We start from the raw sequence: 16,437 nt of genomic DNA on the forward strand, positions 1-16,437 counted from the left end.
AGACATAGGGAATGAACTGATGGCGAAGGGTTTCGCATCCACCACGGATCTCGCGGAGAAGAAGGTCACCTTCTCCGAGATCGGCCCGGATCTCTATGCCTTCACGGCCGAGGGCGATCCGAACTCGGCCGTGATCGTCGGCGACGATGGCTGCATCGTGTTCGACGCGCAGGCAACGCCCGCGATGGCCAACAAGGTCATCGAACGCGTCAAGACGGTCACGGACAAGCCGATCAAATATGTCGTGCTGTCGCATTATCACGCGGTGCGCGTGCTCGGCGCCTCGGCCTATCACGCGCAAGGCATCGTCGCCTCGCAGGAGACGCACCGGCTGATCGTCGAGCGCGGACAGCAGGACTGGGATTCGGAGTATGGCCGCTTCCCGCGGCTGTTCCAGGATGCGCAGAGCATTCCCGGCCTGACCTGGCCGACACTGACCTTCGAAGGCGAGATGACGATCCATCTCGGCAAGCGCGAGGTGCAACTGATTCAGCTGGGCGCGGGCCATACGTCGGGCGACATCGTCGCCTGGGTGCCGGACGCCGAGGTCATGTTCTCCGGCGATCTCATCGAATATCACTCGGCCTGCTATTGCGGCGACGCCTATCTGCGCGAATGGCCGTCGACGCTGAACGAGATCCGCGACTTCAATCCCAAGGCGATCGCGCCCGGGCGCGGCGACGCGCTGAAGGGCGAAGCCACCGTGCGCGAGGCGATCGCGATGACGCGTGACTTCGTCACCTCGCTCTATGGCGCCGCCGAGATGTCGGTCGCCAAAGGGCGCAGCCTGAAGGAATCGATGGCGGCGACGCGCGAGGTCATGGATCCGAAATTCGCGAGCTTCGCCATCTATGAGCATTGTCTGCCGTTCAACGTGTCGCGCGCCTATGACGAGGCCAGCGGCATCGACGATCCCGTGATCTGGACCGCCGAGCGCGACCGCGAGATGTGGGCCCGCCTGCAAGGAGAAGGATGATGAACATCAATACATCGCCTGACCAGCTCAGCCGCGCCTCGGCGCAGGTTACGCCGGGCTACATGTCCGGCTTTGGCAATTCGTTCGAGACCGAGGCGCTGCCCGGCGCGCTGCCGATCGGCCGTAACTCGCCGCAGCGCTGCGCCTATGGCCTCTATGCCGAGCAGCTTTCCGGCTCGCCCTTCACCGCGCCGCGCGGCTCCAACGAGCGCTCCTGGCTGTATCGCATCCGTCCTTCGGTGAAGCACTCCGGCCGCTTCGCGAAGGTCGACGCCGGGCTGTGGCGCACGGCGCCGTGCCACGAGCAGGAGATCACGGTGCAGCAGCTGCGCTGGGATCCGACACCGGTGCCGTCCGGTGAGGTCACCTTCCTGCAGGGCGTGCAGACCATGACGACGGCGGGCGACGCCGCGACGCAGTCCGGCATGGCCGCGCATGTCTATGTCATCACCAAGTCGATGGTCGATCAGCATTTCTACAATGCTGACGGCGAACTGATGTTCGTGCTGCAGCAGGGACGCCTGTTGTTCGTCACCGAGTTCGGCCGCATCGATGCCGCGCCCGGCGAGATCGTCATGATCCCGCGCGGCGTCAAGTTCCGTGTCGAGCTTCCGGCAGGGCCGGCGCGGGGCTATCTGTGTGAGAATTATGGCGGGGCTTTCACCCTGCCGGAGCGTGGCCCGATCGGCGCCAACTGCCTCGCCAACGCCCGCGACTTCCTGACGCCAGTCGCTTCGTATGAGGACAAGGACACGCCGACCGAGCTCTACGTGAAGTGGGGCGGTGCGCTGTTCAAGACCGAGCTGAAGCACTCGCCGATCGACGTCGTCGCCTGGCATGGCAACTACGCGCCATACAAATATGATCTGCGAACCTTCTCGCCGGTCGGCGCCATCGGTTTCGATCATCCCGATCCATCGATCTTCACGGTGCTGACCTCGCCGTCGGAAACGGCCGGCACGGCCAATATCGACTTCGTGATCTTCCCCGAGCGCTGGATGGTGGCCGACAACACCTTCCGTCCGCCATGGTATCACATGAACATCATGTCCGAATTCATGGGCCTGATCTACGGCGTCTACGACGCCAAGCCGCAGGGCTTCGTTCCCGGCGGCATGTCGCTGCACAATTGCATGCTGCCGCACGGACCGGATCGCGAGGCGTTCGATCACGCCAGCAATGGCGAGTTGAAGCCGGTGAAGCTCACGGGCACTATGGCCTTCATGTTCGAGACCCGCTTCCCGCAGCGGATCACCAAGCATGCGGCGGAGTCCAGCACACTGCAGCCGGATTACGCGGACTGCTGGAACGGACTGGAAAAGCGTTTTGATCCGAACCGGCCTTAGAGACAACGATGTCAACGCCGTCATGGCCGGGCTTGACCCGGCCATCCAGGACACTTCCGTCCCGTCCGGTTAGACATGGATGCCCGGGTCAAGCCCGGGCATGACGACTTGGTTTGGAGAAGCATTTTGACCCACCCCAACGATCCCTCGCTCCGCTCCTTCATCCCGGTCGATCCGGCGTCGGACTTCCCGATCCAGAACCTACCCTATGGCGTGTTCTCCGCCGCCGACTCGCCCAAGCCACGCGTCGGTGTCGCCATTGGCGATGTCGTGCTCGATCTTGCCGTGCTCGAGGATGAAGGCCTGCTCGATCTGTCGCCGGCCTATGAGGTTTTCGCGCAGCCTTCGCTCAACGCCTTCATGGCGCTCGGCCCAGCGGTGTGGACGAAGACCCGCGCCGCGATCAGTGCTCTCTTGCGCCACGACAATCCGCGGCTGCGCGACGACAAGCCGCTGCGCAGCCGGGCACTGCTGCTGCAGAAGGATGTCAGGCTGCATCTGCCATTTGATGTCGCCGGCTACACCGATTTCTACTCCTCAAAGGAACACGCCACCAATGTCGGCGTGATGTTCCGCGGCAAGGACAATGCGCTGCAGCCGAACTGGCTGCACATGCCGATCGGCTATAATGGCCGCGCCTCGACCGTGGTCGTGTCGGGCACCCCGGTGCGCCGGCCGCGCGGGCAGCTGAAGCCGCCGAGCGCTGAAGTGCCGAGTTTCGGCCCGTGCAAGCGGCTCGATTTCGAGCTGGAGATGGGGGTCGTCATCGGCCAATCGTCTGCGCTCGGCGAGATGCTGACCGAGGCGCAGGCGGAGGCGATGATCTTCGGCTTCGTGCTGCTCAATGACTGGAGCGCGCGCGACATCCAGCAATGGGAATATGTGCCGCTCGGCCCGTTCCAGGCCAAGGTGTTCGCGACCTCGATCAGCCCCTGGGTGGTCACGCGCGAGGCGCTGGAGCCGTTCCGCGTACAGGGGCCGGTCCAGGACCCGATGCCGCTGCCTTATTTGCAGCAGGCGCATGCGCAGAACTACGATCTCGCGCTCGAGGTTGCCCTGCGCGCCTCCGGCAGTAACGCACCACAGCGCATCTCGCAGACCAATTTCAAATACATGTACTGGTCGAGCGTGCAGCAGCTGATGCACCATGCGTCGTCCGGCTGCGCCATGAGCGTCGGTGATCTCCTGGGATCGGGCACCATCTCTGGTCCCGAGAAGCACCAGCGCGGCAGCCTGCTGGAGATCAGCTGGAACGGCAGCGAGCCAGTCGAACTCCCGGGCGGTGTGACGCGCACGTTCCTCGAGGACGGCGATTCGCTCGTGATGCGCGGCTGGTGCCAGGGACAGGGCTATCGCGTCGGCTTCGGCGAGGTCGAGGGCACGATCGTTCCAGCGGGTTAGCTCTCATTGCTTCGCTCACGCTCGCAATGACGGCGGTCTAGCGGCTATCTGGAGCAACGTCCTTCACGCGAGCCACGAAAGCGGCAACGTCCTCCGCCGCATACTTCAGATGCACCCGCTTGTCCGACGGCAGCTGTTTCGTCACGCAGGCGCCCGGTCGCCATTCGTGGGCTGGACGGATCGGCCGCGGGGCAAAGCCGCCGCCGCAGTTCGGGCAGACGTTGAACAGCCTTGTTTCCACGCAATCGGCGCAGAAGGTGCACTCGTAGGAGCAGATGCGCGCGTCCGTCGCGGCGGGCGGCAGGTCCTTGTCGCAGGACTCACAGTTGGGGCGAAGCTGCAGCGCCATGGTCGTCTCGCTGATGGTCTGGCCCGCGCAGTGTCGCAAAGCCGTGCCGCGATGTGGAGGCCGCAATTCCCTCGATTTGCGCCACGCGCTCAGCTGCGCGGCAGCGCGGCCAGCGGCAGCTTCGCGCTCTCCTTGATGCGGTCGAGCACGATCGAGGAGCGCACATGCGCCACGCTCTGATGCGGCATCAGCACGTTGTTGACGATGTCGGACAGGCTCTTGAGGTCGCGCAGCACCACCTTGAGCAGATAATCGGAATCCCCGGTCAGCGCATAGGCCTCCTGGATCTCGTCGACGCGGTTCACCAGTGCGCGAAACTTTTGCGCGTTGTCGGGCGAATGCGTCGCCAAGGTGATCTGGATGAAGGCGATCAGCTCGAAGCCGAGCGCCTGGCTGGCGAGCTGCGCGCGATAGCCTGCGATGACCCCGTCCTCCTCCAGCCGCATCCGGCGTCGCGAGCATTGCGAGGCGGAGAGGCCGGCGATCTCCGCCAGCTCCTGGTTGGTCAGCCGGCCGTCATCCTGCAGCGCGGCGAGGAGGCGGAGATCGAAGCTGTCGACGGAAATCATGCGTATTTTCCTCAGATCATGCACGGATCGTGCATATCCTGGCGAAAATGACAATGGTTTGCATGCTCCATGCGCCCAATCCGAGGGATCATAACGCAGGTCAGCCAAAGGAGCTCCGCCGATGGGTCCGTTTCCGCACGATGCGCCGCCTGCCACCCTCTCTGCCGACAATCCGATGGGCACCGACGGCTTCGAGTTTGTCGAATACGCCCATCCCGATGCGGCTCAGCTGCACGCGCTGTTCAAGCTGATGGGCTTCGCTCCGGTCGCCCGCCACAAGACCAAGGCGATCACGGTCTACCGCCAGGGCGACATCAACTATCTCGTCAACGAGGAGCCCGGCAGCCACGGCCACGACTTCGTCGCCGCGCACGGTCCCTGCGCACCGTCGATGGCGTTCCGCGTGGTCGATGCGAAGAAAGCCTATGCGCGGGCGGTCGCGCTCGGGGCTGAGCCGGCGGATCTGCAGCCTTCGCAGAAGGCGCTCGACGTTCCCGCGATCAAGGGGATCGGCGGCAGCGTGCTGTATCTGGTCGACCGCTACGGCGCCAAGGGCTCGGCCTATGATCTCGAATTCGACTGGCTCGGGGCCCGCGATCCGCGGCCGGCGGGCTCGGGCCTCTATTACATCGACCATCTGACTCACAACGTGCGTCGCGGCCGCATGAATGTGTGGACCGGCTTCTATGAGAGACTGTTCAACTTCCGGCAGATCCGCTTCTTCGACATCGAGGGTCGCGCCTCCGGCCTGTTCTCGCGTGCGTTGACCAGCCCTGACGGCAAGATCCGCATCCCGATCAACGAGGACGCGGGCGACTCCGGCCAGATCGAGGAATATCTGAAGGTCTATCGCGGCGAGGGCATCCAGCACATCGCCTGCGGCGCCCGCGACATCTACGCCACGGTCGAAGGCCTGCGCGCGTCAGGCCTGCCGTTCATGCCGTCGCCGCCCGACACCTATTTCGAGCGGATCGATGCGCGACTGCCCGGCCATGGCGAAGACATCGCGCGGCTGAAGACGAACGGCATCCTGATCGACGGCGAAGGCGTCGTCGATGGTGGCCACACCAAGGTGCTCTTGCAGATCTTCTCGGCCAACGCGATCGGGCCGATCTTCTTCGAGTTCATCCAGCGCAAGGGCGACGACGGCTTTGGCGAAGGCAACTTCAAGGCGCTGTTCGAGTCGATCGAGGAGGACCAGATCCGTCGCGGTGTGCTGAAGGTGGAGGCGGCGGAGTAGGTCTATCCGTCATTGCGAGGAGCGCAGCGACGAAGCAATCCAGATTCTCGTCGCAGCGCCCCTGGATTGCTTCGCTTCGCCGCTTCGCTCGCAATGACGGCCTGCGTGGGAGGCCGTGCGTCGCCAAACAAGCCAAACAAACAGTGTCGTCCCGGGCCAGCCTGACGCCGCGCCAGCGGCGTCGGGCGCCGACCCGGGACCCATACCGCGTGACCCGTCGGTCGGAGCACGGTGTCAGACGATCTTAGCCACACGACGGCCGGTGGTTATGGGTCCCCGCGTTCGCGGGGACGACACCGATGTGGAGGCGCGAGCGTCGTCAACTCATAAGCTTGCTACGGCAGTGCTTCATCGGCACTGCCGCACCGCTATCGTTTATCGCCCCGCCTTCCACGCGTTCACCACGGCGCCGATCTCCGTCACCTCAGGCTCGCGAATATTCGACGGCGTCCGCGAGAAGCGCGGCGCTGGCGCCGGCTGTGTCACGCCGTGCCGCTCGACGAACACGCCGCGGGCGGCCATGTGGGCGTGCTTCGGGGCTTCCGACATCGTCAGCACCGGGGCGAAGCAGATGTCGGTGCCTTCCATGATGGCGCACCACTCCTCGCGCGTCTTGCTCTTGAACACCGCGACCAGCTTCTCCTTCAGTGCCGGCCAGGCGCGCGGATCCATCTGCGCCTCGAAGGCGGGATCGGAGAGGCCGGCGTGCTGGCGCAGCAGCGCGTAGAACTGCGGCTCGATCGAGCCGATCGAGATGAAATTGCCGCAGGCGCATTCGTAGACGCCGTAGAAATGCGCGCCGCCGTCGAGGAAGTTGCGCTCGCGTCCCTCGGTCCAGCGGCCCATCGCGGTGAGGTCGAAGAACATCGCGAGCAGCGACGCGGCCCCGTCGCACATCGCGGTGTCCACCACCTGGCCCTTGCCGGACTTCGAGGCCTCCAGCAGTGCCGCGAGCACGCCGACCACGAGATAGAGCGCGCCGCCGCCGAAATCGCCGACCAGATTGAGCGGCGGCACCGGCCGCTCCTTCGGGCCGATCGCCGCCAGCGCGCCGGTGATCGAGATGTAGTTGATGTCGTGCCCCGCCGCCTGCGCCAGCGGTCCCGCCTGGCCCCAGCCGGTCATGCGGCCATAGACCAGTTTCGGATTGCGCGCGAGCACGATTTCGGGGCCGAGGCCGAGCCGCTCCATCACGCCGGGCCGGAAACCTTCGATGAGGGCATCGGCACCGGCGAGCAGGTCCAACACGTCAGCGATGACGGCCTTGTCCTTGAGGTCGAGCTCGATGACCTTGCGGCCGCGGCCGGCGACCGATTTCATGGTCTTGCGCGCGCCGACGCGATCGAGCGTCACCACCTCCGCGCCCATGTCGGCCAGCAGCATGCAGGCGAACGGTCCCGGACCGATGCCCGCGAATTCGACGATGCGAAAGCCTGCGAGCGGGCCAGTGGCGCGGGTCCCGGTGTGTGGTGCGGTCTTGTCGAGCACGTCCTTGTGTCCTTGGCTTGTTTCATCGCGCTGTCACGACGAGACCGGCTCGATCTCCACGCGCTGCGATTGGCGTTTTCTGATCCTGGATTGTCCCGCGTGTATCAGGCCAACGCAAGCGCGCCGTATGCCGCAAAGCAAAACGGCGCGCATCGCTGCGCGCCGTGTGGAATTTGTCGTGCCGTGATGCGGAATGATCCGCGTCGCGCGCTCAGCCCGCCGCTTGCACCGCGCGCTGCGCCATCACCTTCACCAGATTGGCGCGATAGTCGGACGAACCATGGATGTCGCTGAGCAGGCCTGATGCCGACACGGTGACGCCGTCGATCGCCGATGCCGACCAGTTCGACTTCAGTGCCGCCTCGATCGCCGGCACCCGCATCACGCCGCTCTGCGACGCGCCGGTGGCGGCGACGCGGACATCGCCGCCCTTGGTCTTGGTGACGAACACGCCGGTCAGCGCGAAGCGCGACGCCGGGTGGCGCATCTTCGCGTAGCCGGCCTTTTCCGGCACCGGGAACGCCACCTCGGTGATGATCTCGCCATCCTCAAGCGCCGTCGTGAACAGGCCCTTGAAGAAATCATCCGCCGTGATCGCGCGCTTGTTGGTCTTCACGGTTGCGCCGAGCGAGATCAGCGCCGCCGGGAAGTCCGCCGCCGGGTCGTTGTTGGCGATGGAGCCGCCGATGGTGCCACGGTGACGCACTGCGGGATCGCCGAGCACCGAGGTGAGATAGGAGATCGCGGGGATCGCCTTCTGCACGTCGGCATTGGTCATGATGTCGTAGTAGGTGGTCGCGGCCTTGATCACGAGCGTGTCGCCGGACAGTTGCACGCCGATCAGGTCCTTGATCTTGCCGATGTCGATGACGTCGGACGGCGAGGCGAGACGCTGCTTCATGACCGGAAGCAGAGTGTGGCCGCCGGCGAGGAACTTGGCTTCGCTGCCCTTGGCGAACAGCGCCGCCGCCTCGTCGACCGAGGAGGCACGATGATAAGTCGTCTGGTACATGGTTGCTCCTCCAATCGTCTCAAGCGTTGCCGTGGATCGCGTGCCAGACGCGGTCCGGCGTCGCCGGCATTTCCAGCTTGTTGTTGCCGATCGCATCCGTGATCGCGTTGATCACGGCCGCCGAGGCACCGATCGCGCCAGCCTCGCCGCAGCCCTTCACGCCGAGCGGATTGCCCGGGCAGAGGGTCGTGGTGTGGCTCAGCTTGAATGACGGCACGTCGTCGGCGCGCGGCATCGCATAGTCCATGAACGACGCGGTGACCGGCTGGCCGTTGCTGTCATAGACAGCGTGCTCCAGCAGCGCCTGGCCGATGCCTTGGACAAGACCGCCATGGACCTGGCCTTCGACGATCATCGGGTTGATCAGTCGGCCGAAATCGTCAGCCGCGACGAAGTTGACGAACGACGTCTTGCCGGTGGCCTGGTCGACCTCGAGCTCGCAGATATAGGTGCCGGCCGGGAAGGTGAAGTTGGTCGGATCGTAGAAGGCGCTCTCCTTCAATCCGGGCTCCATCCCGTCAGGCAGATTGTGCGCGGTGTAGGCGGCGAGTGCGACCATCGGCAGGGCGATCGACTTGTCGGTGCCGGTCACCTTGAACTCGCCGTTCTCGATGATGATGTCGCCTTCAGATGCCTCCAGCGCATGGGCGGCGATCTTCTTGGCCTTGGCCTCGACCTTCTCCATCGCCTTCAGGATCGCGGTCAGACCGACGGCGGCCGAGCGCGAGCCATAAGTGCCCATGCCGAACTGCACCTTGTCGGTGTCGCCATGGACGATCGAGACCTGGCTGATCGGCACGCCCAGACGTTCCGCGATCAGCTGGCAGAAGGTGGTCTCGTGGCCCTGGCCGTGGCTGTGCGATCCCGTGAGCACCTCGATGGTGCCGACCGGGTTGACGCGGATCTCAGCCGACTCCCACAAACCGACGCCGGCGCCGAGGCTGCCCACCGCCTTCGACGGCGCGATGCCGCAGGCCTCGATGTAGCAGGACAGGCCGATGCCGCGCAGCTTGCCCTGCGCCTTGGCGGCGGCCTTGCGCGCCGGGAAGCCGGCATAGTCGATGGCCTTCATCGCCGCGTCGAGCGAGGCGTTGAAGTCACCGGTGTCGTAGGCCATGATCACCGGGGTCTGGTGCGGGAACTGGGTGATGAAGTTCTTGCGCCGCAGCTCGGCCGGATCGACCTTGAGCTGACGCGCCGCGGTCTCGACCAGCCGCTCCAACAGATAGCTCGCCTCGGGACGGCCGGCGCCACGATAGGCGTCCACCGGTGTCGTGTTGGTATAGACGCCCATCACCTCGGCATAGATCGCCGGGATGTTGTACTGGCCCGACAGCAGGGTCGCGTAGAGATAGGTCGGCACCGACGACGAGAACAGCGACATATAGGCGCCGAAATTGGCGTGGGTCTTGACCCGCAGACCAAGGATCTTGTTATCGGCGTCGAACGCCATCTCCGCCTTGGAGATGTGGTCGCGACCATGCGCATCGGTCAGGAACGCCTCGGTGCGGTCGCCGGTCCACTTCACCGGGCGGCCGACCTTCTTGGACGCCCACAGCGCCACCATCTCTTCCGGATAGATGAAGATCTTGGAGCCGAAGCCGCCACCGACGTCGGGCGCGATCACCCGCAGCTTGTGCTCGGGGGCGATGTTGTAGAACGCCGACAGAACGAGGCGGGCGACGTGCGGATTCTGCGACGTCGTATAGAGCGTGAAGTGCTCTTCTGCGGCGTCGTAGTCCGCGATCGCCGCGCGCGGCTCCATCGCATTCGGCGCCAGCCGGTTGTTGGTGAGCTCCAGGCTGACGACGTTGGCGGCCTTGGAGAACGCGGCATTGACCGCAGCCTCGTCGCCAATATGCCAGTCGTAGACGACGTTGCCGGGGGCCTCTGGATGCAGCTGCGGCGCGCCGGGCTTCAGCGCGGAAGGCATGTCGGCCACCGCCGGCAGCTCCTCATATTCCACCACGACCGCCTCGGCGGCGTCACGCGCGAGGTTCTTGCTCTCGGCGATCACGACGGCGACGGCCTGGCCCACGAACCGCACGGTCTCCGGCGCCATCGCCGGCCATGCGCCCATCCTCATCGGCGAGCCGTCCTTGGAGGTGACGGCCCAGCCGCAGATCAGGTTGCCGACCTTGTCATCGACGATCTGCCGGCCGGTGAGGACCGCGACCACACCCGGCATCGCCTCGGCAGCCGAGGAGTCGATGCTCTTGACCTTGGCGTGGGCGTGCGGGCTGCGGATGAAATGGGCATAGGTCATGCCCAGAAGCTTGATGTCGTCGACATACCGGCCCTTGCCGGTGATGAAACGCTTGTCCTCCTTGCGGACGACGCTCGCGCCAATGCCTTCCATACCCATGCAAATCTCTCCCCTATCGGAGTTTGTTGTCCCGCCGCGGCCATCGCGCGCAGCGGTCGTGGTCTCGGTATTGATTGAAAGACGTCGAAGCCGACGGGTCCGTCCCGCGGCCTTTATTCGGCAGCCTGGGCGACCTTCATCCGCCCCGCGGCGTCGAGCACGGCCTTGACGATGTTGTGATAGCCGGTGCAGCGGCAGATGTTGCCTTCCAGTTCCTCACGCACCGTAGCCTCGTCGAGCTCGCCTCCGTGGCGGTGCACAATATCGATGGCCGACATGATCATGCCCGGCGTGCAATAGCCGCATTGCAGGCCGTGATTGTCGCGGAAGGCCGCCTGCATCGGGTGCAGCTCGTCGCCTTTGGCGATGCCTTCGATGGTGGTGACGTTGGCGCCGGCGGCTTGGGCTGCGAGCACGGTGCAGGACTTCACGGAGCGGCCGTCGATATGGACCACGCAGGCGCCGCATTGGCTGGTGTCACAGCCGACATGGGTACCGGTGAGATTCAGATGATCCCGCAACAGGTGCACGAGCAGGGTGCGATCCTCGACCTCGACCGAGACCGCCTTGCCGTTCACTGTCAATTTGACTGTCGACACGAGTAACCTCCCGATGAATTATTCTTATTCTGATTAGAAACAGCGCCTTCAGGACTTTGCAACTCGAATTTTCGTCTTCGATGTCATTGCGACGTCTTGCGCGCGCCATCGGCGATTCGGTCGCATCTCCTGATGCGAGGACTGGCAGTTGCAGCGCTATCGGCCGGGGTATCTGCGGTCACTGCCCATTTACTCACCCTTAGCCATTGTGACGTAGTTTTGATCACAGTCCGGTGTATGCCACGCCGGGTGGAGGGACACCGGCCACAATAAAGGCTGGCCTGTCGGGGGTGGGAATGTCTGCGCATCTGGCGCCGCAGTCGCGGCGTGGCAATTTTCTGACCCTGCGTTTCCGTGCCAAGATCTTTCTCGGCTTCGCGGTCGTGCTGGCGATCTCTGCGGCCAGCATCGGGTTCGCCTATCTCGGGTTCGAGAAGGTCGCGGCCGCCGTCGCCTCCTATCGGGCCAGTGTCTCCGAGGCCGATGCGGCCAGAACCATCGACCGGGAGCTCATCTCCTACCAGGCGCTCGCGCGCTATTTTGCCCTGACCGGCAAGCCCGAGGACGAGGCCGCCGCGATGGCAGCGCAGCAGTCGCTGCTGGCGGCGATCGACAAGTCGCTGGCGGCCGCCAGCGCCGCGGAGCGGCGGGCGCAGCTCGGCAAGCTGCAGGCGCAGTTTCAGACCTTCGCCAAGATCTTCTCCGAGATCGCCAACCTGACCCGCGACAATGCCAAGCTGGCCACCGACCAGATCGGCATCGTCGGCAACAAGATCCGCTATAAGTTCGACGATCTGGCCGATACGGCCGCGCTCGCCGGCCTGCCGACCGTGCAGACCACCGCCAAGGACCTGACCGGTCAGTATCTGACCGCCTCCGCGCTGGTCGGCACGTTCATCGCGAAACCCGATCCGAAGACGGCCGATGGGGCCATCGCACGGACGCGCTTCCTGGAGACGTCGCTGGTCACGATCTACGCCAATGACGAGAAGGTGACGCAGCGTGTCACCGAACTCGGTGACCTCATCAAGCAGTACCGCGCCGCCTTCATCAAATTCGCGGACAATTCCAAGGCGCTGGCGAAACTGGTCCAGGACATGGGCACCGCGGCCACCGAGATCCTCGGTCTGTCCAACGGGCTGCGATCGGACCTTGCCGCCGACCAGCAGCGCATCGAGTCCGCCACCAATGCCACCATCGCCGAGATCGAGCGGCTGATCGCGATCCTGGCCGTCGGTGGCCTTGCCCTTGGCGCCGCGCTGGCCTTGATGCTCGGCAACGGCATCTCCAAGCCGATGATCACGATGTGCAAGGCGATGCGCGAGCTCGCCTCCGGCAATTTCGATGTGCGCCTGCCGGGGCTCGGCCGCGCCGACGAGATCGGCGAGATGGCCGCTGCCGTCGAGGAGTTCAAGGTTCAGGCCGTGGCGAAGGCCGAGCGCGACGCCGCGACCCAGGATGCCCAGAACAAGGCCGCCGGCGCGGCGCGCCGGGCCGAGCTGATCCGTTTTGCCGACGAATTCGAGGCTGCGGTCGGCTCCATCGTGTCCAACGTGTCGAGCTCTGCGGAGCAGCTCGAACATGCCGCCTCCACCCTGACCAGGACCGCGGAAACCACCCAGTCGCTGGCCAGCCGGGTCAGCGGCACCTCGGACCAGGCCGCAGGCCGGATCCACTCGGTCGCCAGTGCGACCGACGAGCTGTCGGCCTCGGTCAGCGAGATCGGACGACAGGTCCGCGAGTCCAACCGCATCGCCGAATCCGCGGTGAGCCAGGCCGAGGAGACCGACGGACGCATCGGCAAGCTGTCGCGGGCGGCGCAGGAGATCGGGGACGTCGTCAAGCTGATCACGGCGATCGCCGAGCAGACCAACCTTCTGGCGCTGAATGCCACCATCGAGGCGGCGCGGGCCGGGGATGCCGGCCGCGGCTTCGCGGTCGTCGCCTCCGAGGTCAAGTCGCTGGCCGAGCAGACCGCCAAGGCGACCGATGACATCTCCAACCATATCTCCGGCATGCAGGCTGCGACCCAGGAGTCGGTGACCGCGATCAAGCAGATCGGCGGCACGATTCGCCAGATCTCCACGATCGCCTCGTCGATTGCGACCGCCGTCGAGCAGCAGGGTGGCGCGACCCAGGAGATCGCGAGGAACGTACAGAGCGTCGCGGCCGGCACGCAGGCCGCGGCTTCCGATATCACCGAGGTCAATCGCGGCGCGACGCAAACGGGCGAGGCTTCGGAAGAGGTGCTGCGCTCGGCCAAGTCGCTGTCGTCGCAGAGCGCAAGGCTGCGCGAGGAGCTCAACCGCTTCATGGCGAATATTCGCGCGGCATAGGGCGCGCCGGAACGAAGTTAGGCTGGTCGGCCCATAACTGCCCGCGAGGTGGCTCCAGTCCGCCCAGCATTCTGCTGTCGTCCCCGCGAAAGCGGGGACCCATCCGCCGCAGAGGTTTGGCGGGTGGTGTCAGTTGTGCGGCTCACTCAGGTATCACGCGGTATGGATCCCGGGTCGCGCTCGCTTGCCCGGGACGACACTTTGATTGAGGCCCATCGGGAGGCTTCACCAACGAGACCCGTAACTGGGGGCGAGTAGGGTTCCCGCCCCGTTCCGGGAACCCCGTGCCAAACGAGACGTTGGGTCGCAGCGGCGGCGGCTCGCTGCCGCATTTGCTTCATTCTCTCCGGTCTAGCATGCGGTGCGACCTGCGCCATCGCATTGGGATTCCATGGCACCCCGACAGGCACCCGTACCCGATCTCCGCATCGTCACGCCGGCGCCGCAATCGGCCGGTGTCGCGCGCGAGCTGCCTGAGCACGACCGCATTATCGAGACCAACATTCCTGCGCGGCTCGACGATCTCCGCTGGAGCGGATTTCACACCCGCGTGGTGCTGGCGCTCGGCATCACCTGGGTGCTCGACGGACTCGAGGTGACGCTCGCGGGCGCGCTGTCCGGCGCGCTGAAGCAGAGTCCGGTGCTGCACTTCTCCAATCTCGATATTGGCCTGGCGAACAGCGCCTATCTGGCCGGTGCTGTTCTGGGCGCGCTCGGTTTTGGCTGGCTCACCGACCGCATCGGCCGCAGGAAACTGTTCTTCATCACGCTCGCGCTCTACCTGTCTGCGACCGCGGCGACGGCCCTGTCCTGGAATGTCGCGGTCTATGCGCTGTTCCGCTTCCTCACCGGCGCGGGCATCGGCGGCGAGTATACGGCGATCAACTCGACCATCCAGGAGCTCGTCCCGGCGCGCTACCGCGGCTGGACGGATCTGATGATCAATGGCAGCTTCTGGCTGGGTGCCGCGTTGGGGGCCGTCGGTGCCATCGTTCTGCTCGATCCCGAGGTGGCGAGCGCTGACATGGGCTGGCGTCTGGCCTACGGCATCGGCGCCGGCCTCGGCCTCGTGGTGCTGATCATGCGGATGTGGATTCCGGAAAGCCCGCGCTGGCTGATGATCCATGGCCATCCCGAGCAGGCCCACGACATCGTCGCTGCAATCGAGCGCGACGTGACCGGCCATGATCGCGAGGAGCGGGCAAAATCTTTGCCGAAGATCCGCCTGCGCATGCGTGACCACACCCCGCTCCTTGAGGTCGCGCGCACGCTGTTCTCGGTCTACCGCCAGCGCTCGCTGGTCGGTCTCACCTTGATGATTGCGCAAGCCTTCTTCTACAACGCGATCTTCTTCACCTTCGCCTTGGTGCTCACCGACTTCTACGGCATTCAGGCGGATCATGTCGGCTGGTACATCCTGCCCTTCGCGGCCGGCAACGTGCTTGGGCCACTGCTCCTCGGCCGCCTGTTCGACACACTTGGTCGTCGCGCCATGATCACCTTCACCTATGGTGTCTCGGGGGTGTTGCTCGCGCTCACCGGCTATCTGTTTTCCCTCGGGGTCTTGAGCGCGCAGACGCAGACGGCCGCCTGGATGGTGATCTTCTTCTTCGCCTCGCCTGCGGCGAGTGCGGCCTATCTCACTGTGTCGGAGAATTTTCCGCTCGAGGTGCGGGCGCTTGCGATCGCCTTGTTCTACGCGATCGGGACCGGTCTTGGCGGTGTCGCCGGACCGGCGTTGTTCGGTGCGCTGCTCGACAGCGGCGCGCGCGGCGCCGTGTTCGCCGGCTATTTGTTCGGCGCGGCGCTGATGGTGGTGGCGGCGCTCGTCGCCTCGCGCTATGCGGTCGCGGCCGAGCGGAAATCGCTCGAAGACGTGGCGCGCCCGCTCGCCGTGATGGAGTAGATTGGCATGTCCGACGTTTCGAAGCTGATTGCAACGCAACCACCCGCGGCCGCCAGCGCGCCCCCCGAGATCGTGCCCGCGCCCGCCAGCCTGGTGCCGCATCTCGGCGAGGTGGCGATCCTTCTTGATATCGACGGCACGCTGCTCGATCTCGCGCCGACGCCACGCGAGGTATGGGTGCCGCCGGGGCTCGCCGAGACGCTGAATAGCTTGCTGCAACGAACCGCCGGAGCGCTGGCGCTGGTCAGCGGCCGCTCGCTCAACGACATCGACCTGATCTTCGCGCCGGAGATCTATCCCGCCGTCGGTGGCCACGGTGCGGAGATGCGGCTCGGCAGCGGCAACGAGGCCGACGCCGTTCAGGCGCCGCCGATGGACAAGGAGCTCAAGCGCAGGCTGGCGGCGATTGCCAAGCTCAGCCCCGGCATCCTGCTCGAGGACAAGGGCTACTCGCTGGCCCTGCATTATCGTCTCGCGCCGCAGGCCGAGGCGGCAATCTATGAGGAGGTGTCGCGCATTCGCGCGGAGCTGCCGGGCGCGCCGATCGAGGTATTACCGGGCAAATGCGTGTGCGAGATCAAGCACGCCGGCTTCACCAAGGCGACCGGTGTGCGCGAGCTGATGCGCCGTGCGCCGTTCGAGGGGCGCAAGCCGTTCTTCATCGGCGATGACGTGACCGACGAATCGGTGTTCGCAATCATGCCTGATTTCGCCGGCCTGTCGTTCTCGGTCGGCCGGCGTGCCCTTGGTGTCGATGGACATTTCGATTCGCCGGACGATGTGCGCGCGTTTCTCGCACGACTCGCGCAACGCGAAGGTCAGTCCGCGGCATCGCGCTGAACTCGTCGTC

13 protein-coding genes are annotated in these 16,437 nt (G+C 65.3%); 7 read left to right on the forward strand and 6 right to left on the reverse strand.

The window, feature by feature from the left end:
* Window positions 1-19: 19 nt before the first annotated feature.
* The 3 genes from BBTA_RS02695 to fahA all read left to right on the forward strand — a co-directional run bounded on the left by BBTA_RS02695 (window position 20) and on the right by fahA (window position 3,723).
* On the forward strand, window positions 20-976 hold the full coding sequence (locus BBTA_RS02695) for an MBL fold metallo-hydrolase (protein ID WP_012040895.1): 957 nt from the start codon (window positions 20-22) through the stop codon (window positions 974-976).
* Complete coding sequence (gene hmgA / locus BBTA_RS02700) at window positions 976-2,322, forward strand: homogentisate 1,2-dioxygenase (RefSeq protein ID WP_041751193.1); 1,347 nt, start codon at window positions 976-978, stop codon at window positions 2,320-2,322. The genes BBTA_RS02695 and hmgA overlap by 1 nt, the downstream gene beginning before the upstream one ends.
* Window positions 2,323-2,448: 126 nt before the next feature.
* Complete coding sequence (gene fahA, locus BBTA_RS02705) at window positions 2,449-3,723, forward strand: fumarylacetoacetase (protein ID WP_012040897.1); 1,275 nt, start codon at window positions 2,449-2,451, stop codon at window positions 3,721-3,723.
* 37 nt (window positions 3,724-3,760) lie between these two features.
* Here fahA and BBTA_RS02710 read toward each other — a convergent pair whose 3' ends face one another.
* Both BBTA_RS02710 and BBTA_RS02715 read right to left on the reverse strand, forming a co-directional pair.
* Window positions 3,761-4,072 (reverse strand): DUF1272 domain-containing protein, encoded by a 312-nt coding sequence (locus tag BBTA_RS02710; protein ID WP_012040898.1) that lies wholly within the window; start codon window positions 4,070-4,072, stop codon window positions 3,761-3,763.
* Between the two features lie 89 nt (window positions 4,073-4,161).
* Complete coding sequence (locus BBTA_RS02715) at window positions 4,162-4,641, reverse strand: Lrp/AsnC family transcriptional regulator (protein WP_012040899.1); 480 nt, start codon at window positions 4,639-4,641, stop codon at window positions 4,162-4,164.
* Window positions 4,642-4,762: 121 nt separating this feature from the next.
* Here BBTA_RS02715 and hppD point away from each other — a divergent pair, with 121 nt between their 5' ends.
* Window positions 4,763-5,881, forward strand: a complete 1,119-nt coding sequence (hppD, locus tag BBTA_RS02720) for a 4-hydroxyphenylpyruvate dioxygenase (protein ID WP_012040900.1) — start codon at window positions 4,763-4,765, stop codon at window positions 5,879-5,881.
* A gap of 375 nt (window positions 5,882-6,256) precedes the next feature.
* On the opposite strand, the gene BBTA_RS02725 is transcribed toward hppD, so the two are convergent.
* The 4 genes from BBTA_RS02725 to BBTA_RS02740 form a co-directional block, all read right to left on the reverse strand.
* Entirely contained in the window at window positions 6,257-7,369 is a 1,113-nt protein-coding gene (locus tag BBTA_RS02725; RefSeq protein ID WP_012040901.1) for a CaiB/BaiF CoA-transferase family protein, read from the reverse strand.
* 211 nt (window positions 7,370-7,580) lie between these two features.
* Window positions 7,581-8,381, reverse strand: coding sequence for a xanthine dehydrogenase family protein subunit M (locus BBTA_RS02730; RefSeq protein ID WP_012040902.1), 801 nt, complete (start codon window positions 8,379-8,381; stop codon window positions 7,581-7,583).
* Window positions 8,382-8,400: 19 nt separating this feature from the next.
* Window positions 8,401-10,746 (reverse strand): xanthine dehydrogenase family protein molybdopterin-binding subunit, encoded by a 2,346-nt coding sequence (locus tag BBTA_RS02735; RefSeq protein ID WP_012040903.1) that lies wholly within the window; start codon window positions 10,744-10,746, stop codon window positions 8,401-8,403.
* Between the two features lie 113 nt (window positions 10,747-10,859).
* A complete protein-coding gene (locus BBTA_RS02740; RefSeq protein ID WP_012040904.1) occupies window positions 10,860-11,345 on the reverse strand; it encodes a (2Fe-2S)-binding protein in 486 nt (161 codons plus the stop codon).
* A 296-nt stretch (window positions 11,346-11,641) separates the two neighbouring features.
* Between BBTA_RS02740 and BBTA_RS02745 the strand changes: the two genes are divergently transcribed.
* The 3 genes from BBTA_RS02745 (at window position 11,642) to otsB (ending at window position 16,427) form a co-directional block, all read left to right on the forward strand.
* Window positions 11,642-13,681 (forward strand): methyl-accepting chemotaxis protein, encoded by a 2,040-nt coding sequence (locus BBTA_RS02745; RefSeq protein WP_049795288.1) that lies wholly within the window; start codon window positions 11,642-11,644, stop codon window positions 13,679-13,681.
* 391 nt (window positions 13,682-14,072) lie between these two features.
* Window positions 14,073-15,587 (forward strand): MFS transporter, encoded by a 1,515-nt coding sequence (locus BBTA_RS02750; protein WP_012040906.1) that lies wholly within the window; start codon window positions 14,073-14,075, stop codon window positions 15,585-15,587.
* Between the two features lie 6 nt (window positions 15,588-15,593).
* The gene (gene otsB, locus BBTA_RS02755) at window positions 15,594-16,427 is read left to right on the forward strand and encodes a trehalose-phosphatase (protein WP_012040907.1); all 834 of its coding nucleotides are present in this window, start codon (window positions 15,594-15,596) and stop codon (window positions 16,425-16,427) included.
* Window positions 16,428-16,437: the final 10 nt, after the last annotated feature.

The sequence above is a fragment of the Bradyrhizobium sp. BTAi1 genome (assembly GCF_000015165.1).
GTDB classification, from domain to species: Bacteria; Pseudomonadota; Alphaproteobacteria; order Rhizobiales; family Xanthobacteraceae; genus Bradyrhizobium; species Bradyrhizobium denitrificans.